Here is a 19394-nt window from a genome sequence, read left to right as displayed (position 1 = left end):
GTAGGGCGAACTAGTAGGGCGACACACTCGAACGGTGCGGGTCGATCTCCAGCGAGCGGTGGATCGGCGGGAACGCACGCTGCGGGCAGTTATCGCGCGGGCACAGTCGGCATCCGGAGCCGATCGGCACTGCCGCGGACGTGTCCTCTAAGTCCAGACCGTCCGAATACACCGTCCGGTCGGCGTGCCGCAGCTCGCAGCCCAAACCGATGGCGAACATCTTCCCCGGCTGGCCCCATGCCGCGCGGTGGTGGTTCACGGTGCGCGCGATCCACAGGTAGGTTCTCCCGTCTGGCATTTGCGCGATCTGCCGCATGATCTTGCCGGGATAGCTAAACGTTTCGTACACATTCCACAGCGGGCACGTGCCGCCGGAGTTGGAAAGGTGCAGCCCCGTCGCCGACTGGCGCTTGGACATGTTGCCCGCACGGTCCACGCGCACGAAGGTCCAGGGAACGCCGCGCAGGCTGGGGCGCTGCAGACTGGAGAGGCGGTGGCAGACCGTCTCGTAGCCCACGCCGTATTCGCGCATAAGGAACTCCAGGTCGTAGCGCGATTCCTCCGCGGAGCTGTGGAACTGTTGGTAGGGCAGTAGCAGCGCGGCGGCATAGTAGCTGGCCAGGCCGCGCCGGGCGAGCGCGCGGGATTCTTCGGACTGGAAGTGCCCCAGCTCCACCAGCGAGTCGATGGTCGTTCCGGCCTCTAGGAATGCCAGCTCGGTGGCCAGCCGGAATGCGATCTGCCCGGGGCGCATCTTCGACGACACGTGGAGCGTCTTTCGCTTTGGGTCGAACTTGTGCTGTGTATCACCCAGGTCGCGCGAGTAGATCACCTGCACTTGGTGCACCTGTTGTAGCCGTTCGGCGATGATTTGTTCTGTGTGGTGTATTTGGTTCGCCCCGATGTTTATTTTGGACGCCAACTTCTCCGCCGCTACATCCAGAACATCGATGTAGTTCTGTCGTGCGTAGAAGAAGTCGCGGACTTCATCGTGTGGCATTGAGAACGCCTCTGGCCCGGAGGCCCGGCCGAAGAGCTCACCCTTGGGCGTGATGGAGAGGATGGCGGAGCCCTGCACGCGCTCCTCGGTGAGCAGCGAGAGGGTATCCGAGACGTTCCGGTAGCGGGAGTGGAGGTCCACGAAGGCGCGGGCCAGGTCCGGGTGGTTCTTCACCAGTGCTGCGAGCTCGGTGACGTCCGCCGGGGTGGGGCTGATCTCCGGGTCCAGGGTGACGTCCTGGACTTCCGCCAGCAGGCGAGTGGAGTCTTGGTCGGCGAAGAAGGTTGGGTCGACGCCGAAGGCGGCGGTAATGCGCTCTAACACGGCGGCGGTCAGCGGGCGCCCGTCGTGCTCGATCTGGTTCACGTAGCTGGCGGAGAGGTCCAGGATCTCTGCGAGGCGGGCTTGGGAGATTCCGCGTTCCTTGCGTAGCTGGCGAAGGCGGGAGCCGACGAAGGGGCGCTCGGTATTGCTCTCAGTGGCGCGTGCAGATGTGCGTTCAGTCGGTTTTCCCATGGTGCTCACCAGTATATTCGGAGGCTTTGGGGCATGGGCCAAGTTGCCATTGGCTTCATCCGTAGTAACTGCTTGTCAGGAAAGAGAAAGAGTCCGGCCAGCACTTTTGTGCTGACCGGACTTAAGTAGTGTGCGGGCTGTACCGCCCGCGCAGCTAGTTCCTAGCGCTTGGCAACAAGCGGCTTAGTGGAACTGGCCCTCCTCGGTGGAGCCCTTCAGAGCGGTGGTGGAGGAGTTCGGGTCGACGGTGGTGGCGATCTTGTCGAAGTAGCCAGCACCGACCTCGCGCTGGTGCTTCACAGCGGTGAAGCCGCGCTCCTTGGCGGAAGCGAACTCGCGGTTCTGCAGCTCCACGAAAGCGGTCATCTGGTTGCGGGCGTAGCCGTAAGCCAGGTCGAACATGGAGTGGTTCAGAGCGTGGAAGCCAGCCAGGGTGATGAACTGGAACTTGAAGCCCATTGCGCCCAGCTCGTTCTGGAACTTGGCGATGGTGTCGTCGTCCAGGTGTGCAGACCAGTTGAAGGACGGGGAGCAGTTGTAAGCCAGCAGCTGGTCCGGGTACTCGGAGCGAACAGCCTCAGCGAACTTCTTAGCCAGCTCCAGGTCCGGGGTGCCGGTCTCCATCCAGATCAGGTCAGCGTACGGAGCGTATGCCTTCGCACGGGCGATGCAGGGCTCGATGCCGTTCTGCACGTTGTAGAAGCCCTCAGCGGTGCGGCCGCCGGTCAGGAACGGCTTGTCGCGATCGTCAACGTCGGAGGTCAGCAGGGTAGCGGCCTCAGCGTCGGTACGAGCAACAACCAGGGTCGGGGTGTTGGCAACGTCAGCTGCCAGACGTGCAGAGTTCAGGGTACGGATGTGCTGCTGGGTCGGGATCAGGACCTTGCCGCCCAGGTGGCCACACTTCTTCTCGGAGGCCAGCTGGTCCTCCCAGTGGGTACCTGCAGCGCCGGCCTTGATCATGGCCTTCTGCAGCTCGTAAACGTTCAGTGCGCCGCCGAAGCCAGCCTCACCGTCGGCAACGATCGGAACCAGCCAGTTGTCAACGGAGGTGTCGCCCTCAACGCGAGCGATCTCGTCTGCGCGGGACAGCGCGTTGTTGATGCGCTGAACGACGGACGGAACGGAGTTCGCCGGGTACAGGGACTGGTCGGGGTAGGTGTGGCCGGACAGGTTAGCGTCACCTGCAACCTGCCAACCGGACAGGTAAACAGCCTTCAGACCTGCGCGGACCTGCTGAACGGCCTGGTTACCGGTCAGGGCGCCCAGGGCGTTGATGTAGGAGTCGTCATCCTTGTTGACTGCTTCCCACAGGATCTCAGCGCCGCGGCGTGCCAGGGTGTGCTCTTCAACAACGGTGCCCTGCAGCTCAGCGACCTGCTCTGCGGTGTAATCGCGCTCGACGTGAGCCCAGCGGGGGTTCTCGTCCCAGTCCTTCTGGATTTCTTCAGCGGTACGTGCCTTGCCGACGTTCGACATGTAGGGGTCACTTCCTTACTAATTAAGGGGAGAGTTATGTCTTGGTCCCTGCCCGGGGGGTTCCTGGCGGGGGGGACACGATCTGCATGCTCCAGAACCTCGACAGAGCTTTCCAGCGCAGTGGAGGTGAAGTCTGCGTTCCGTGTCTCTGCCTTCGAGAGTACCAACCTAAACAACCACGTCAATGCGGGTTAGGAGGATATTTCTGTGTGGGGGTGGCTCCCCTTTTTGTAAATCTTGTGAAGTTTTTTCCTCACTGATTCTGAGTGACGCCTTAACGTGTGAACGTGATGTGGCTCTCTTGCTGCGCTTATAGGTGTGGTGCGCCACGAAGTCACTCGGGGCGTCAAAAAAGAAAAAAGGAACAGCTTTGCCCGGTTATCCCCATCGGTGGGGGTGGGAAAAGTGCGATCTATGACCAACTTCATGCCGATCGTGAGGGAACTCACCTAGTCTTTGAGGATAGAGACCTTTAGATAGGTAAATCGATTGATATGTGAGGAGCCACGTCACTATGACCCAGACCGAGCGCGTAACTGCCGGCGGCCTTCAGGTTGCCAAGACTCTCTACGACTTTGTTAACACTGAGGTACTTCCCGTCATCGGCAAGGATTCCGCCGAGGAGCAGGAGAAGTTCTGGGATGGCTTCGGCAAGATCGTCGAGGAGTACACCCCGCGCAACCGCGAGCTGCTGAACACTCGCGACGAGCTGCAGAAGAAGATGGACGCCTGGTACGAGGAGCACAAGGGTGCTCAGGATCCGGAGGAGTACAAGGCCTTCCTGAAGGAGATCGGCTACCTGGTCGACGAGCCGGGCGACTTCGAGATTACGACCCAGAACATCGACCCGGAGGTCGGCACGACCGGCGGCCCGCAGCTGGTGGTGCCGATCCTGAACGCCCGCTTCGCGCTGAACGCGGCGAACGCCCGCTGGGGTTCCCTGTACGACGCTCTGTACGGCACCGACGCCATCTCTGAGGAAAACGGCCAGGAGAAGGGCACCGGCTACAACAAGGTCCGCGGTGACAAGGTCATCGAGTGGGGCCGCGAGTTCCTGGACCGCGTTGTGCCGCTGGAGTCCGGCTCCCACAAGGACGTCACCAAGTACGCTGTCGAGTCCGGCCAGCTGACCGCCACCATCGACGGCAACGATGTGCACCTGCGCAACCCGGAGGTCTACGCGGGCTTCGGTGGCGACAAGGCCAACCCGACTGACATCCTGCTGTACAACAATGGCCTGTACATCGACATTCAGATCGACCCGGAGTCCCCGATCGGCAAGACCGACAAGGCCGGCGTGAAGGACCTGAACCTCGAATCCGCAATCTCCACGATCATGGACTTCGAGGACTCCGTCGCCGCTGTCGACGCAACCGACAAGACCCTGGGCTACCGCAACTGGCTCGGTCTGAACACCGGCAACCTCACCGAGGAGGTGGAGAAGGGCGGCAAGACCTTCACTCGTAAGCTCAACGAGGATCGTGTGTTTACCTCCCGTGATGGTGAGGAGCTGCGTCTGCACGGTCGTTCCCTGCTGTTTGTGCGTAACGTTGGCCACCTGATGCAGAACCCGGCGATCCTGGACCAGAATGGTGAGGAGATTTTCGAGGGCATCATGGATGCCGTTATTACTTCGGCTGCTGCGATCCCGGGGCTGGATGAGAACAACCCGCTGCGTAACTCCCGTAACGGTTCGATCTACATTGTGAAGCCGAAGCAGCACGGCCCGGAGGAGGTTGCGTTCACCAATGACCTGTTCGGTGCGGTGGAGGATCTGCTGGGTCTGGAGCGGTTTACCTTGAAGGTTGGTGTGATGGACGAGGAGCGTCGTACCACTGCCAACTTGGATGCTTGCATCGCGCAGGTTAAGGAGCGTCTGGCGTTTATTAACACCGGCTTCCTGGACCGCACTGGTGACGAGATCCACACCTCTATGCTGGCTGGCCCGATGGTGCGTAAGGCTGATTTGCAGACCGCGCCGTGGAAGCTGGCTTACGAGGACAACAATGTGGATGCTGGTCTGGCGCACGGTCTGCCGGGTAAGTCGCAGATCGGTAAGGGTATGTGGGCCAAGACTGAGCTGATGGCTGACATGCTGGAGCAGAAGATCGGCCAGCCGAAGGAGGGCGCTTCCACCGCGTGGGTTCCGTCGCCGACGGGTGCAACGCTGCATGCAACCCACTACCACGAGGTGGATGTCTTCGAGGTACAGGACAAGCTGCGCACCGAGGGCCGCCGTGAGACCCTTGGCGATATCCTGACCATCCCGGTAGCAGAGTCCGCTGATTGGTCTGCTGAGGAGATCGCCGAGGAGATTGACAACAACTCCCAGTCCATCCTGGGCTATGTGGTCCGCTGGGTGGAGCAGGGTGTTGGTTGCTCCAAGATCCCGGATATCCACGACATTGACCTGATGGAGGACCGCGCTACCTGCCGTATTAACTCCCAGCACCTGGCTAACTGGCTGAAGCATGGTGTGGTGACCGAGGAGCAGGTTCTGGAGTCTTTGCAGCGTATGGCTGCGAAGGTGGATGAGCAGAACGCTGGTGACGCGAACTACCGCAACATGGCGCCGAACTTTGATGAGTCTGTGGCTTTCCAGGCTGCGAAGGATTTGGTGTTCAAGGGTCTGGAGCAGCCGGCTGGTTACACTGAGCCGATTCTGCATGCCCGTCGTTTGGAGTTCAAGGCTAAAAACGGCATCGCCTAAAGCCTCGCGCGAGGCCAACGCTGCCTAAAGCGTTAAGGACCTAACCGCCGGTGTGAGCCCGCCTCACCCGGCGGTTTTCTTATACCCATTTTCACCCAATCTCCTTGCACGGACAGTTGTCCGACCCCCTGGTTAGACTGGTGGTCACGCGAACACACATGCACGACCGCACATTCACCAAGGCGCCCCGGAAGGAGCCCGACTTTGTCCGTCACCACCTTTGGCACCCCGCCCGCCCGATCTCTCTTTGATTTTGACGCCGTACTTTTCGACCTCGACGGCGTGATCACCCCGACCGCAGAGCTCCACCGCCAGGCGTGGGCACGGATGTTTAGTGCGTTCCTGGAGGGCAAGGGGGCTGAGCCCTACACCGAACAGGATTACTTCGACTACCTGGACGGCCGTCGCCGCGACGAGGGCGTGGCTGCCCTGCTGGCCAGCCGTGGCATCGAGGTTCCGGAGGGCAACCCGGACGATAACGCGGATCAGGACACGATCCACGGCTTGGGCGCCCGCAAGAACGCGGACTTCCTGAAGCTGGTGGAGGAAGGCGTGCAGGCCTACGAGGGCTCCGTGCAGCTGCTGGATGCCATCCGGGAACGTGCCGCGGCGGGGGAGAAGGCCCCGCAGATCGCGATTGTCTCTTCCTCGAAGAACGCCCGACCAGTGCTTAAGGCGGCGGGGCTGCTCGATCGGTTTGAGGTTGTAGTGGATGGGAAGGTGGCGTCCGAAAAGAACCTGCCGGGTAAACCCGCACCAGATACGTACCTGTATGGCGCGCAGCAGCTCGGCGCCAATGCGGAAAATGCTGTGGTGGTCGAGGACGCCACCAGTGGTGTGGCCAGCGGTAAGGCGGGCAAGTTCGGGCTGGTTATCGGCGTGGATCGCGGGGCGGGCGCGGAGGCGCTGCACGAACACGGCGCAGACATTGTGGTCGACGACCTGGCGGACCTATTGGGCTAGAGCGAGTGACCGGGAAGCCGGTGGGCAGAGGCCTTTAACGGACTTACACAGGCTTACACAGAGTTACACAGAAGTAGACGGAACTAGACAGAACTAAACGGAGAAACCAGAAGCACTATGGGGATCAACGCCCAACGACAGACCAAGCGCAGCCCGGAAGACCAGCGCCTGAAAGATTTCCTAGCGACCCGAAGAGAGGGCGCGGAGCCGGGGTACAAGCGCCCGATCGACGGTGGCGACTTGCGTGCGGAGGGCTTCCGCGCGGACATGAAGCACAGCGCGGTGAATCCTTTGGAGTCTGTGGACCGCGACAACAACCCGGTTGACGAATGGGCTCTGATTGAAACCCGCCCGAACTTCATGGACCTGGGCGTTTCTGAAACTCTCTTCGCGCTGTCCAACGGCTACCTGGGCCTGCGCGGCAACCCGGAGGAAGGGCGCGATTCCCAGACTCACGGCACATTCATCAATGGCGTGCACGAAACCTGGGACATAGAGCACGCGGAGGATGCCTACGGCCTGGCACGCATGGGGCAGAGTATCGTCTCGGTGCCGGATGCCAAGGCTATGCGACTGTACATCGACGACGAGCCGCTACGCCTGGGCAACGCGGAGGTCATGGAATATAACCGCAGCCTGGACTTTCGCGAGGGCGTGCTGCGCCGCAGTCTGGTTTGGCGCACTCCGGGCGGCAAGCACGTGCGCGTGACCTCCGAGCGTATGGTGAGCTTCCAGGAGCGCCACCTGGCGCTGCAGTCCCTAGAGGTCGAGCTGCTAGACGCGCCGGCAGCCGTCGTGGTCTCCTCCCAGCTACTGAACCGCGAGGACGGCCAGGGAGAGTTCCCGGATAACAACGCCCGCGTGGCCGGCGAGGAGGGTTTCGACCCGCGCAAGGGCGAGCAGTTCCAGGATCGCGTGTTCATCCCGAAGTATCAGTCCAGCACGGAGCCGGAGCGCGCCACGCTGGGCTACCAGATCAACCACTCGGGCATGACCGTGACGGTCTCCATGGACCACATCCTGGATATCGACAACCCCTCGGATGAGACGGACACGGGCGTGGACACCGGCGTGGAGGTCTCCACGGAGGTGGAGGAGGACGTCGCCCGCGTGACGTACCACCTGAACGGTAAGAAGGGGATGAAGATGCGCCTGGAGAAGTTTACGGCGTATCACTCCTCCCGCCACGTGGCTCCGCAGGAGCTCGCATTCCGCTGCGCCCGCACCATCAACCGCGCGAAGTCGGTGGGCTTTAGCAACCTGATGGATAACCAGGCCGAGTGGCTGGCCCGCTTCTGGGAGCGTTCCGACGTGCGCATTGCCGGCCAGCCCGCGCTGCAGCAGGCGGTGCGCTGGAACATCTTCCAGTTGATCCAGGCCTCCGCCCGCGCGGAGACCAACGGCGTGCCAGCAAAGGGTATGACCGGCTCCGGCTACGGTGGCCATTACTTCTGGGACACGGAGATCTACGTGATGCCGTTCCTCTGCTACACCAACCCCAACCTGGCCCGAAACGCCCTGCGCTTCCGCTACGACATGTTGCCCGCGGCCAAACAGCGCGCACTGGAGCTGTCACACGACGGCGCCCTGTTTCCGTGGCGCACCATCAATGGTCAGGAATCCTCGGCCTACTACGCGGCGGGTACCGCGCAGTACCACATCGATGCGGACATCGCGTTTGCGCTGATGAAGTACGTCTACGCCACGGGCGATACGGAATTCCTGCTGCAGCAGGGCATCAGCCTGCTGGTGGAGACCGCCCGGTTTTGGATGTCCATCGGCTTTTTCAACAGCAAGCAGGATAAGTTCGAGATCCACTCTGTGACCGGACCGGACGAGTACACGACCGTGGTGAACAACAACCTGTACACAAACGTGATGGCCCAGTACAACCTGGAGGTCGCGGCTGCGGTGGTAAGCCAGACGGAAAAGGAACGCCCCGAGGAATACCGCAACCTGCAGAACCTGAAGCACATCACCCAGGCAGAGGTTGATCTCTGGCGCAAGGCCGCCGAGTGCATGTACATCCCGTACAACGAGGAGTTGAAGGTCAACCCCCAGGACGACCAGTTCCTGCACCGGCGCATCTGGGACCTGGACGATCCGGAGGTCGGCCCAAAGCGCCCGCTGCTGCTGCACTACCACCCGCTGACGATCTACCGCTACCAAATCTTGAAGCAGGCCGACGTCGTGCTGGCTCTGTTCCTGCAGGGCCAGCGCTTCTCCACCGAGGTCAAGCGCGCGGACTACGACTACTACGACATTCTGACCACGGGAGATTCCACATTGTCGGCCGTCGTCCAGTCCATCATCGCGGCGGAGCTGGGCTACAAGGAGAAGGCAGAGGAGTTCTTCTACCGCGGCCTGTTCGTGGACATGGGCGACCTGCACCACAACGCCTCGGATGGCGTGCACATCGCCTCGTGCGGTGGCGCGTGGACGGCGCTGACCAATGGTTTCGGTGGCTTCCGTGATTTCTACGGGCAGTACACCATCGACCCGCGCCTGCCGGACGAGTGGGAATCCCTGACCTACCACATCACCCTGTATGGCGAGCGCCTGCGCGTGGAGGTTCGCCCCGGCGAGGTCGAGCTGGTGCTCGAGGAGGGCGACCGCAAGGTCGGCCCAATCTGGGTCATGGGCGAGGAGGTCGTCGTCGGCCACGAACCCGTCGTTGTGAAGGGCGCGACGCTGCTCAGCGAACACCGTGCCGATGCGGCCGATGGGGGCGAAGCTGCCCGGGGCGCAGACGGCGGTTCTAAGCATGGTTCCCCGGATCACTGGGTAAAGCTATAAAAATATACATTTTCTGACGCCTACCGCCGGCGCGCGCCGTCACCCCCGCATCCCTGCGAGGTGAGCGATGGGCGCAAAAGGGGAATGGGGTGTGGCGTCAATAGGAAAGAAACAGGGAGACCCTCGAAAACCGTGTGACCAGTGTGACGCCGCGCAGTGACGGCCGTTTAGGAGGAATCTAACAGTACGGTCGTAACGTTATGGGTATTTTTGCAAGGTTTGTATTGCGGAAATGCTGTACCCCATAACGGGGTGTAAGACCGGGAATATGCAGGTACACGAGTAGTCCGAGGGGGGCTTAAGCACATACAGTGTCTATGACACTGGAGGTGCCATGACTGTTAAATATGACGACCGTGAGGCAATCGCTCACGGAAAACTGAGAACTTCGAGCCTGCGCGAGAAGCCAGGCTTCCCTTCGTGGGCGATGAAGCTGACGATGGCCATCACGGGCATCATCTTCGCGCTGTTCGTCCTGGTTCACATGGTTGGAAACCTGAAGGTTTACATGGGGGCCGAATCCTTCAACACCTACGCCGACTTCCTGCGTGAGTTCGGTTACCCGCTGCTGCCACACGAGTCCTTCCTGTGGGTTGCTCGTATCGTGCTGCTGGTTTCCCTGATCCTGCACGTATGGTGTGCATTTGCACTGACCGGCCGTGCCCACCAGTCCCGCGGCCGTTACCGCCGTAAGGGCATGGTTGGTAGCTGGAATACCTTTACCGCCCGCAGCATGATTGTCACCGGCGTTGTACTGCTGCTGTTTATCATCTTCCACATCCTGGATCTGACGATGGGCGTAAAGCCGGTCGCTTCCGAAGACTTCCAGGGCCCGACTGACGGCGCACACGCCGCCTACCAGAACCTGATTGCATCCTTTGACCGCCCGGCTGTGGCTATCTTCTACATCCTGGCGATGCTGATCCTGTTCATGCACCTGTCCCACGGCATCTGGACTGCCACCTCGGACCTGGGCATCACCGGCCACCGCACCCGCAAGGTCATGCTGTGGATCGCTTACCTGCTGCCCGCGATCGTAATGATCGGCAACATCTCCATCCCGCTGGCTGTGATGTTTGGGTTGGTTGATCAGGTCCCGTTCGTCCCGGCTGGGCAATAACGGCGAGTCTGGTTACAAGGAGAAGAGAGTTAAATGAGCGAAGTAACTAACCACCCGCACAATCAGACCGCGGACTTCGACTACGACAAGGCCGTCGCCGCTTTCACTGCGCCGGAATCCGTCGTTGAGGGCGTGACCGTCGGCAAGGTTCTGAAGGACAACGCACCCCACGCAGTCGGCCAGGACAAGCAGTGGCAGTACGCCAAGGAGCACTTCGGAATGGTGTCTCCGCTGAACCGCAACAAGTTCCGCATCCTCATCGTCGGCACCGGCCTAGCCGGTGGCGCTGCAGCCGCCGCACTTGGCGAGCTGGGATACGACGTCAAGGTGTTCACCTACCACGATTCCCCGCGCCGCGCGCACTCCATTGCTGCGCAGGGTGGTGTGAACTCCTCCCGCGGTAAGAAGCTGGATAACGACTCCACCTACCTGCACGCGAAGGACACGGTCAAGGGCGGCGACTACCGTTGCCGCGAGAACGACTGCTGGCGCCTGGCTATGGAGTCCCCGAAGGTCATTGACCACATGAACGCTGTCGGCGCACCGTTCTCCCGTGAGTACGGCGGCACCCTGGCAACCCGTTCCTTCGGTGGTGTTCAGGTCTCCCGTACCTACTACACCCGTGGCCAAACAGGTCAGCAGCTGCAGCTGGCCACCACCTCTGCGCTGTACCGCCAGATCGGTGCCGGCCACGTGGAGATCTTCACTCACAACGACCTGGTTGACCTGATCGTCAACGACGGCCGCTGTGAGGGCGTGATCATGCGCAACCTGCTGACCGGCGAGCTGAAGGCTCACACCGGCCACGCAACCGTGCTGGCCACCGGCGGTTACGGCAACGTGTACCACATGTCCACGCTGGCCAAGAACTCCAACGCCTCGGCCATCATGCGCGCCTACGAGCTGGGTGCATACATGGCGTCCCCGTCCTTCGTGCAGTTCCACCCGACGGGCCTGCCGGTGAACTCCACCTGGCAGTCCAAGACGATCCTGATGTCCGAGTCGCTGCGTAACGACGGCCGCATCTGGACCCCGAAGAAGAAGGGCGACGACCGCAAGCCGAACGACATCCCGGAGGACGAGCGCGATTACTTCCTGGAGCGCCGCTACCCGGCCTTCGGCAACCTGGTTCCGCGTGACATCGCTTCCCGTGCCAACGCTCAGCAGATTAACGCTGGCTACGGTGTGGGCCCGATGAAGAACTCCGTGTACCTGGACCTGGGCGACGCTATCCAGCGTCTCGGCAAGGACACGATTCGCGAGCGCTACTCCAACCTGATCCAGATGTACGAAGAGGCCATCGGCGAGTCTGCCTACGAGACCCCGATGCGCATCGCCCCGACCTGCCACTACACCATGGGTGGCCTGTGGACCGACTTCAACGAGATGACGTCCATCGACGGTCTGTTCTGCTCTGGCGAGTCCTCCTGGATGTACCACGGCGCGAACCGCCTGGGTGCTAACTCCCTGCTGTCCTCCTCCGTGGAGGGCTGGTTCACCCTGCCGTTCACCATTCCGAACTACCTGGCACCGCACCTGGGCGAGGAGATCCCGGCCGCCGATTCCCCGGCAGCTCAGGAGGCCTTGCAGCGTGCCAAGGACCGCATCGAACGTCTGACCACCATCAAGGGCGACAACCCGCACGGTCCGGAGTACTACCACCGCCAGCTGGGCGAGATCCTGTACTTCTCCTGTGGTGTGTCCCGCAACGTGAAGGACATGAAGGACGGCATCGAGAAGATCCGCGCACTGCGCAAGGACTTCTGGGCCAACGTCCACATCCCGGGCGGTACCGAGGAAATGAACCAGACCCTGGAGTACGCAACCCGCGTTGCCGACTACCTGGATCTGGGCGAGCTGATGTGCGTGGACGCACTGGATCGCGACGAGTCCTGTGGTGCGCACTACCGCGATGACCACCTGTCCGAAGACGGCGAGGCAGAGCGTGACGATGACAACTGGTGCTTCGTCTCCGCCTGGGAGCCGAATGGCGAGAACAAGTTCATCCGCCACTCTGAGCCCCTGTACTTCGACCGTATCCCGCTGATGACAAGGAATTACAAGTAATGAAACTGCATCTTGAAATCTGGCGTCAGGCGGGCCCGAATGCCGAAGGCCACTTCGAGTCTGTTGACGTTGACGACGCTGCAGAGCAGATGTCCATCCTGGAGCTGCTCGACCACGTAAACAACCAGTACGTTGAGGACGGCAAGGAGCCCTTTGCTTTCGCCTCGGACTGCCGCGAGGGTATCTGTGGCACCTGTGGTCTGATGGTCAACGACCGTCCCCACGGCCCGGACAAGAACAAGCCGGCCTGCCAGCAGCGCCTGCTTTCCTTCAACGACGGCGACACCATCAAGCTGGAGCCGCTGCGCTCTGCTGCGTACCCGGTGATCAAGGACATGGTCGTCGACCGTTCCGCGCTGGACCGCGTGATGGAAAAGGGCGGCTTCGTATCCGTCATGGCCGGCACCGCTCCGGATGCAGACTCCCTGCTGGTGAACCACTCCGACGCTGAGAAGGCACTGGATCACGCAGCCTGCATCGGCTGTGGCGCCTGTGTTGCCGCTTGCCCGAACGGTGCAGCTCACCTGTTCACCGGCGCAAAGCTGGTGCACCTGACGCTGTCCCCGCTGGGGCGTGAGGAGCGCGGCAAGCGCGCCCGCAAGATGGTTGATGAGGTCGAGGGTACTTTCGGTCCTTGCTCGCTGTACGGCGAGTGTGCTGACGTTTGCCCGGCGGGTATCCCGCTGACGGCTGTGGCAGCTATCACAAAGGAACGCACCCGTGCCGCTTTCCGCGGCAAGGATGACTAAGATCAACTCCAAGACAAGTATCAGAAAGTAGGAGAGAACCATGGCACTCAGTGAGAACCTGCACATGGAGCGTTACTACGTTGATGGCTACCAGCCGTCCAGCTTTGATGCGCCGCACTCTTCGCTGCAGCGCTCCCTCACTTGGATCGGCATGGGCTTTTGGCTGCTGCTGATGCCGGGTCTGGGTACCATCGTGTTCGGTCTGGCTACCAACATGTCCGGCACTCAGGAGAACGGCATGACGTACCTGATTATCGGCGTTGTGATGTCCGTTGTTGCTGTAGTTGCTGGCTCTGCGTGTATTCACGCAGGCCGCAAGAACTACCGCGACTACAAGAAACGTTCCGGCCGCATCATCTAGTTAACGGCTTGCTAAGCCAAAGCTAGAGCGCGAGCGAAACGCTTGAGCCAAAGCTAAGGCGCCTCCATTTGCGCAGACCGCGCCACCACTTCTGGTGGCGCGGTTTTGCTTTGTCTGGGTGATGGGGACGGGCGTGCCTGGTGGAAGGGTAAGCCTGGAAGCTGGGGTAGGGCGCGCCTGGTGAAATTCTCGCTACTTAGGGGGCGATGTCGTTAGAACGAGAATACGCAAGCCGGAATCTTGGTCTCCAAGAATCTACAGCGCTCTGACCAGGCCTTTTGTATAAATGAAAACTTCTGTCTTTAACGTTTTCTCGTTCTAACGACATTTTTCAGTTTGGCGGCGAGTTTGGCGACGCCGTTGGCGGCGACTGCTGTGACGACTACGCAGCGCAGTCGGACCACCAGTATTCACTCAACCCTCACCGAAGCCCCGCCGAAGCCTTACCGGAGCCCCCAGCGAACCCCTCTTAATGCCCTTACCGGTGCCATAATTGAACAATGACTGCTTCTGACACAGCGCTGTCCCAGGTCCCTGGACCCGACCCGGCCACCGAAGGCGCCCGCAGGGCGGAATTGCGCAAACACAAGGCCATCGCCACCGGCCTACTGGTCATCGCAACCCTTATCTACGTGGCTATGCGCTGGCTTGAATACCAGGGTAACCCGGGCGCCTGGATCGGCTATGTTCGCGCGGCCAGCGAAGCCGGCATGGTCGGTGCCCTCGCCGACTGGTTCGCCGTCACCGCCCTGTTCCGCCATCCGCTGCACATTCCCATCCCACACACGGCCATCATCAAGCGGAAGAAGGACCAGGTCGGCCACGCACTCAGCGAGTTCGTGGGGGAGAACTTCCTCAATGCGGCCCTCATCAGCGATAAGCTCCGCAAGGCGCGCATTCCGGAGCGTGCCAGCGACTGGGTTGTCAACGACGGTGGCGCCAACCGCGTCTCCCAGGAAGCCGGCAAAATCATCGATCTCACAGTCAACGGCATCAACCCTCAGGAAGCAGAGCAGGTCCTCCGTGCCCTGGTCATCGACAAGCTCAGCGAACCCACCTGGGGCCCGCCGCTGGGCCGCGGCTTGGAGCAGCTCATTCGGGAAGGGCGCACTGAACCCGCCGTCGATGCAATTGTGGTCTGGATGGATGACAAGGCCCGCACCTCAGAAGACTTTGTTGTCCGCCTCATCGACGAGCGCACCCCGTCCTGGGCGCCTCGCTTCGTCCGCGAACTCGTAGGCTCTCGCGTGTACCGCGAGCTGGTGGAATTCACCGGCGACGTTCGCCGAGACCCCAACCACGACGCCCGCCGGCAGCTGCGTTCGTTCATCTACCAGCTTTCGCAGGACCTCCAGCACGATGAGAAGATGATCGCCCGGGTGGAGGGCTTCAAGAATGACGTCATGACCTCCGGGCCTGTCACCGCGATGCCCGGCCGCTTATGGGAGTCCACCCGCGCAACACTCACCTCCTGGTCCCGCGACCCAGATTCCCTGCTGCGCCGGCAGATCGCGCAATGGGTGGAGGCGTATGGGCGTCGCATCCAAGAAGAGCCGGAGCTGCGCGAAGAGCTTGAACGACGCATCGTCGGGGCGGCCAGCTACCTTGCCGATAATTACGCGGGCGAGGTCACCGGAATCATCGGCGAGACGGTCGAGCGGTGGGATGCGCAGGAGGCCTCCGACAAGATCGAGCTAATGGTGGGTAAGGACCTGCAGTTCATCCGCGTGAATGGCACGATTGTAGGCGCGTTGGCCGGGCTAGCGATTTACTCCCTGACTGAGCTGATCTTTGCGTTAGGCTGAGTGGCATGTACATGGTCTTTACGACGTTGGCTAACGTATATATGGGCATCAATCTGGCACTGGCGGTCGCTATTTTCGTGCTGGCGGCCGTCGGCCTGGCACAGCTGGCTAGTACGCGCGACGATGCCTTTATGGTGATCGATCGCGAAAAGCAGAATTGGTTGATGCTGATGGGCGGTGCGGTGGCGCTGTCCATCCTGAGCTTCTTTATTGCCATCGAACTACTGTGGATCATCGCGGCCGTAATCGTCGGTATTTACTGGCAGGACGTGCGCCCCGCGATCCGCGACGTGCTGGATAACGCGGGTGGTTCCTGGTGACCCATTTCGACCGTTCAAAGGTCACCCGCGAGGCCGTCGCCGCAATTCTGGATGCCACGCTGTTGAAGCCCGAAGCTTCGCGCGATGACGTGGCGGCTCTGGTTCGCGAGGCCACTGAGTTGGGATGCGGCGCAGTGTGTGTGTCGCCTTCGATGCTGCCTTTGGGTTCGGTGCCGCCTTCGGGTTCTTTGGGTACTGACGCCACGCTGCGCATCGCCACCGTAGCAGGGTTCCCTAGCGGCAAGCACGCCTCCTTGGTGAAGGCCACCGAGGCGCGTTATGCCGCGCAGTTGGGGGCTGACGAGATCGATGTGGTGATCGATGTGGCGGCGGCCCTGGCGAAGGATCAGAATGCGCTTCTGGCGGAGCTAATCACCGTGCGGGAGGCCGTGCCACACCCGCTGGTGCTGAAGGTGATCGTGGAGTCTGCACTGTTGGATGAGGAGCAGCTGCGCACTGCAGTGCGCGCGTGCGTGCAGGCGGGTGCGGACTACGTGAAAACCTCCACGGGTTTCCACCCGGCGGGTGGAGCGAGCGTGGAGGCTGTGAGCATCATGGCCGACGAGCTACGCAAGCTGGGGAAGCTGGCGCCGTTCGGCATGGGGGAGGAAGAGCGCGTTGCCGCGGGCCTGGTGGGGATCAAGGCCTCGGGTGGCATCCGGGATTGGGATGCGGCCCTGGACATGATTGAGGCGGGCGCTACCCGCCTGGGGGTTTCCGCGGCAGCGAAGGTGCTGGGTGCCTAGAGAGGGCGCCTAGCTAGGGAGCCCCGGTAGGGCGCCTAGAGAGGGCACTAGGCGGCCATTTCGGAGGAGCCGACCGGGCCGTCTTCCTTCCACGGGCGGTTGAGGTTCACGTCCTCGGATTTACCGGATCCGCTGCCACTACCGTTACCGGAGCCACTGGAGCCACTGGTGGCGGAGCCCGTATCTAGCTCGGAGAAGTTAACGTCCGTGCCGTGCATGTGCACTTCCATTCCCTCGTCGGTGACGTTAATGGATTCGAAGTCCATGCCGCCCTGGACATCAGCGGGAATGGAATCCTCCAGCTGCGACTCCATGTCCTGAGTGAAGGAGTCCGGAAGATCCATACCCAGCAGTGAGACGTTCTCCATCTCCATCTTCATCTTTCCGTCCTGGATGACCGGCTTGACCTCAAAAGTCGCCAGACCGCCAGTTAGTTCGAAGCTGAGGGTTTGCTTGTCCGGGTTGGGGCGCACGTCAGTGATCTGCAGGAAACCGGACAGTGGGTTGTCCCCGCCACCCTCGTTGGCGCTCTCGGAGGCTTGGGCCAGCAGCATCTCCTTGGTGATTACCGTCCGCAGGCGCAGGTCGCCCACCACTGAGTCATCAGGATTGTCGGTATCCATCTGCATGTCCCGAAGCTCCAGATGAATCTCGGGCTCGCCGGTTACCTTGGGCTTGGACTTATCCTGCCCTTCGTAGGTGATGTCCAGCGTAGAGGGGATATCGACCGTCATCTGGGAAATCTTGCCCTGCATAATGCCCAGCAGTACAGGGGAGGCGCCCAGGGAGATCTTCGGGTCAACTGGCTCGGAAATACCGGATTCCTGCTGTTGTTCCCTAAATGCGGTCTGAATCTGGTCCTTCATGAACCAGCGGAGGCCAAACTCAGCCAGGAGCAGCAGTAAAACAATGACAAGCAAAAATCCGATAAGGACCTTTAGCCAGAGCTTGTTCTTCTTCGGCTGCTGCTGGAACATGTTCTGCCCTGCTTGACCATAGGCGCCGGGGTGCGCATACGCGCCCTGCTGACCTGGCTGGCCGAACTGCAGCTGCTGGTTCGGCTGGCCGCATCCACCCGGCTGGCCGGTCGGGCCGTAAGAGCTTTGCTGCCCCTGCGGGGCGCCATAGCCAGAGCCGTACTGGTTGGGGTTGCTGCTGCCGCTGGTATTCCAGACAGCCGTCTGGTCCTCGTTGCCGCCGGCATTCGAGGACGGGTTCTGTGATGGGTTTTGTGGGTTAGTCACCCGTATCAGTGTTCCTTATCGTCGGAGCTGTGCCAACCCGTATTTTAGCCTTAGCCCCCACGTGAACCCATAGCAAAGCAAAGAGTTGGCAGAGAACGCATAGCTACAGATAGTTATTTCACAGGCTCGCAAACCAACGACCATGGCAGGGTAATTGAGTTATCCGCCAAGCGGCGGCGCGGGTTGAGCCGCGCCGCGAAAGCGTGGGCGTCACCAAGAGAACCCAAGAACTCCTGCTTCGCCGAGCGCCACCGCACTCGTGGCCCAAAGACGGCCAGTGGTGCGGCGCGTTCCCAGCAGCGGTCGAGCTCCTCGAGGACGTCGTAGATGAGGTGGCCGGGAGTGTTGCGGTGAATCAGGATCTTCGGCAGCCGTTCGGCAAGATCGGAGGGCTTTTCGATGTCCCGCGGGTCCCATGCGAGGGTTAGGGACTGCGGGCCGGCCTCATCTAGGAGTACCCAGCAGGAACGGCGGCCGACCTCGTCGCAGGTGCCCTCGATGATCACGCCGCCCGGGCGCAGATTCGCACGCATGGTGTCCCATGCGGCCTGGACCTGGTCCACGTCGTATTGGCGGAGCACGTTGAAGGCGCGCACAACGTCTGCCTGCAACCCCGCCAACTCGAAGCCGCCGAGGGCGAAATGCACGCCCTCGCGGTCAGGGAGCACACGGGAAGGCTCGATCTCCAGGCCGGTGACCTCCACCGTGGGTGCGATGGTCCGCAGCCACCGGGCCCACTCGCAGGTAGTGGTGTGAGAGGCCCCGTAGCCAACGTCGACGGCCACAGGGGTGCGGTGCTCGTGCAGCACGGCTCCTCGCAGCTGCGCTTGCACCTGCGGCTGCGCCACCAGCCAGCGGTCGGACTTGCGCAGGCGGTTGTAGCCAGTCGTTCCGCGGGTAGGGACGCCAACAGGCCCGTCCGTATTCCACGAACGGGCCTTGAGATTGTGGGCGTGGTCAGCCACGCGGGTTAACCGAGCCTTTCAGATGAGTGAGTTTTCGTTAAAGGTCTAAGCGTTGTCGCTGATCCACTTCTGGATCAGGGCGGCCTCGCGGGTCAGGAACTCCTCTACCCACTCGGCAACCTTCGGTTCCAGGACGGCGCCCATCATCGGGATCTTCACGTCCACAGCGCAGTCGGCCTTCAGCTCAGTGGAGTCGCCGGAGCCGTTCAGAGTGACGTCAGCGGAGAAGGAAACCGGAGCGCCCTTGACCTCCGCGTTGACCTTACCGGTGGTGGTGCCGTCAGCCAGCGGGCCGAACTCGACCACGCGCTTGAGCTTCAGATCCTGGGAAACCATGCCGCGCACAGCCTCCGGCAGAGCGGACTTCGGCAGCAGCTCGAAGAGCACGGCCTCGATCGGCTCAGGGGTGAAGGAGTTTACCTCGCCAGGCTCGTCGCCGATGTTCTCGACCTCGTATGCCCAGTAGTTCGCGGAGGACAGTGCCTCGTAGACCTTTTCAATAGGGAAGTTAATCGTTGCAGTGTTCTCGCTGTGAGTAGTCATGCCAACAGAC

General features: G+C 61.5%; 15 protein-coding genes. 10 read left to right on the top strand and 5 right to left on the bottom strand.

What is annotated here, in order from left to right; translation table 11 throughout:
* Nucleotides 1-10: 10 nt before the first annotated feature.
* Nucleotides 11-1516, bottom strand: a complete 1506-nt coding sequence (gene ramB, locus CJEIK_RS10440; protein WP_005292197.1) for an acetate metabolism transcriptional regulator RamB — start codon at nt 1514-1516, stop codon at nt 11-13.
* Nucleotides 1517-1699: 183 nt separating this feature from the next.
* Entirely contained in the window at nt 1700-2995 is a 1296-nt protein-coding gene (gene aceA, locus CJEIK_RS10435; protein ID WP_005292196.1) for an isocitrate lyase, read from the bottom strand.
* A 514-nt stretch (nt 2996-3509) separates the two neighbouring features.
* Between aceA and CJEIK_RS10430 the strand changes: the two genes are divergently transcribed.
* The 10 genes from CJEIK_RS10430 (at nt 3510) to deoC (ending at nt 16632) form a co-directional block, all read left to right on the top strand.
* A complete protein-coding gene (locus CJEIK_RS10430) occupies nt 3510-5705 on the top strand; it encodes a malate synthase G (protein ID WP_005292193.1) in 2196 nt (731 codons plus the stop codon).
* Between the two features lie 204 nt (nt 5706-5909).
* Nucleotides 5910-6668 carry an HAD family hydrolase gene (locus CJEIK_RS10425; RefSeq protein WP_005292192.1) on the top strand — a complete coding sequence of 253 codons (759 nt, stop codon included), beginning with the start codon at nt 5910-5912 and terminating at the stop codon, nt 6666-6668.
* Between the two features lie 117 nt (nt 6669-6785).
* Nucleotides 6786-9464 carry a glycoside hydrolase family 65 protein gene (locus tag CJEIK_RS10420; protein ID WP_005292190.1) on the top strand — a complete coding sequence of 893 codons (2679 nt, stop codon included), beginning with the start codon at nt 6786-6788 and terminating at the stop codon, nt 9462-9464.
* A 334-nt stretch (nt 9465-9798) separates the two neighbouring features.
* Entirely contained in the window at nt 9799-10584 is a 786-nt protein-coding gene (locus CJEIK_RS10415) for a succinate dehydrogenase cytochrome b subunit (RefSeq protein ID WP_005292188.1), read from the top strand.
* 33 nt (nt 10585-10617) lie between these two features.
* Nucleotides 10618-12651 carry a fumarate reductase/succinate dehydrogenase flavoprotein subunit gene (locus CJEIK_RS10410; protein WP_005292186.1) on the top strand — a complete coding sequence of 678 codons (2034 nt, stop codon included), beginning with the start codon at nt 10618-10620 and terminating at the stop codon, nt 12649-12651.
* A complete protein-coding gene (locus CJEIK_RS10405; protein WP_005292183.1) occupies nt 12651-13400 on the top strand; it encodes a succinate dehydrogenase/fumarate reductase iron-sulfur subunit in 750 nt (249 codons plus the stop codon). The genes CJEIK_RS10410 and CJEIK_RS10405 overlap by 1 nt, the downstream gene beginning before the upstream one ends.
* Before the next feature lie 40 nt (nt 13401-13440).
* Nucleotides 13441-13761, top strand: coding sequence for a hypothetical protein (locus CJEIK_RS10400; RefSeq protein WP_005292182.1), 321 nt, complete (start codon nt 13441-13443; stop codon nt 13759-13761).
* 500 nt (nt 13762-14261) lie between these two features.
* On the top strand, nt 14262-15566 hold the full coding sequence (locus tag CJEIK_RS10395) for a DUF445 domain-containing protein (RefSeq protein ID WP_005292180.1): 1305 nt from the start codon (nt 14262-14264) through the stop codon (nt 15564-15566).
* A 5-nt stretch (nt 15567-15571) separates the two neighbouring features.
* Nucleotides 15572-15886, top strand: a complete 315-nt coding sequence (locus tag CJEIK_RS10390) for a DUF2516 family protein (protein WP_005292178.1) — start codon at nt 15572-15574, stop codon at nt 15884-15886.
* Nucleotides 15883-16632 carry a deoxyribose-phosphate aldolase gene (deoC, locus tag CJEIK_RS10385; RefSeq protein WP_005292177.1) on the top strand — a complete coding sequence of 250 codons (750 nt, stop codon included), beginning with the start codon at nt 15883-15885 and terminating at the stop codon, nt 16630-16632. The genes CJEIK_RS10390 and deoC overlap by 4 nt, the downstream gene beginning before the upstream one ends.
* Before the next feature lie 47 nt (nt 16633-16679).
* On the opposite strand, the gene CJEIK_RS10380 is transcribed toward deoC, so the two are convergent.
* The 3 genes from CJEIK_RS10380 to CJEIK_RS10370 all read right to left on the bottom strand — a co-directional run bounded on the left by CJEIK_RS10380 (nt 16680) and on the right by CJEIK_RS10370 (nt 19384).
* On the bottom strand, nt 16680-17876 hold the full coding sequence (locus CJEIK_RS10380; RefSeq protein ID WP_005292175.1) for an LmeA family phospholipid-binding protein: 1197 nt from the start codon (nt 17874-17876) through the stop codon (nt 16680-16682).
* A gap of 113 nt (nt 17877-17989) precedes the next feature.
* Entirely contained in the window at nt 17990-18841 is an 852-nt protein-coding gene (locus tag CJEIK_RS10375; protein ID WP_005292173.1) for a class I SAM-dependent methyltransferase, read from the bottom strand.
* A 45-nt stretch (nt 18842-18886) separates the two neighbouring features.
* Nucleotides 18887-19384 carry a DUF2505 domain-containing protein gene (locus CJEIK_RS10370; RefSeq protein ID WP_005292171.1) on the bottom strand — a complete coding sequence of 166 codons (498 nt, stop codon included), beginning with the start codon at nt 19382-19384 and terminating at the stop codon, nt 18887-18889.
* Nucleotides 19385-19394 lie beyond the last annotated feature (10 nt).

The sequence above is a fragment of the Corynebacterium jeikeium genome (assembly GCF_028609885.1).
Lineage (GTDB): Bacteria > Actinomycetota > Actinomycetes > Mycobacteriales > Mycobacteriaceae > Corynebacterium > Corynebacterium jeikeium.
The sequence above is the reverse complement of the archived record's forward strand: the minus strand, read 5'-3'. Positions and strand labels throughout refer to the sequence as shown.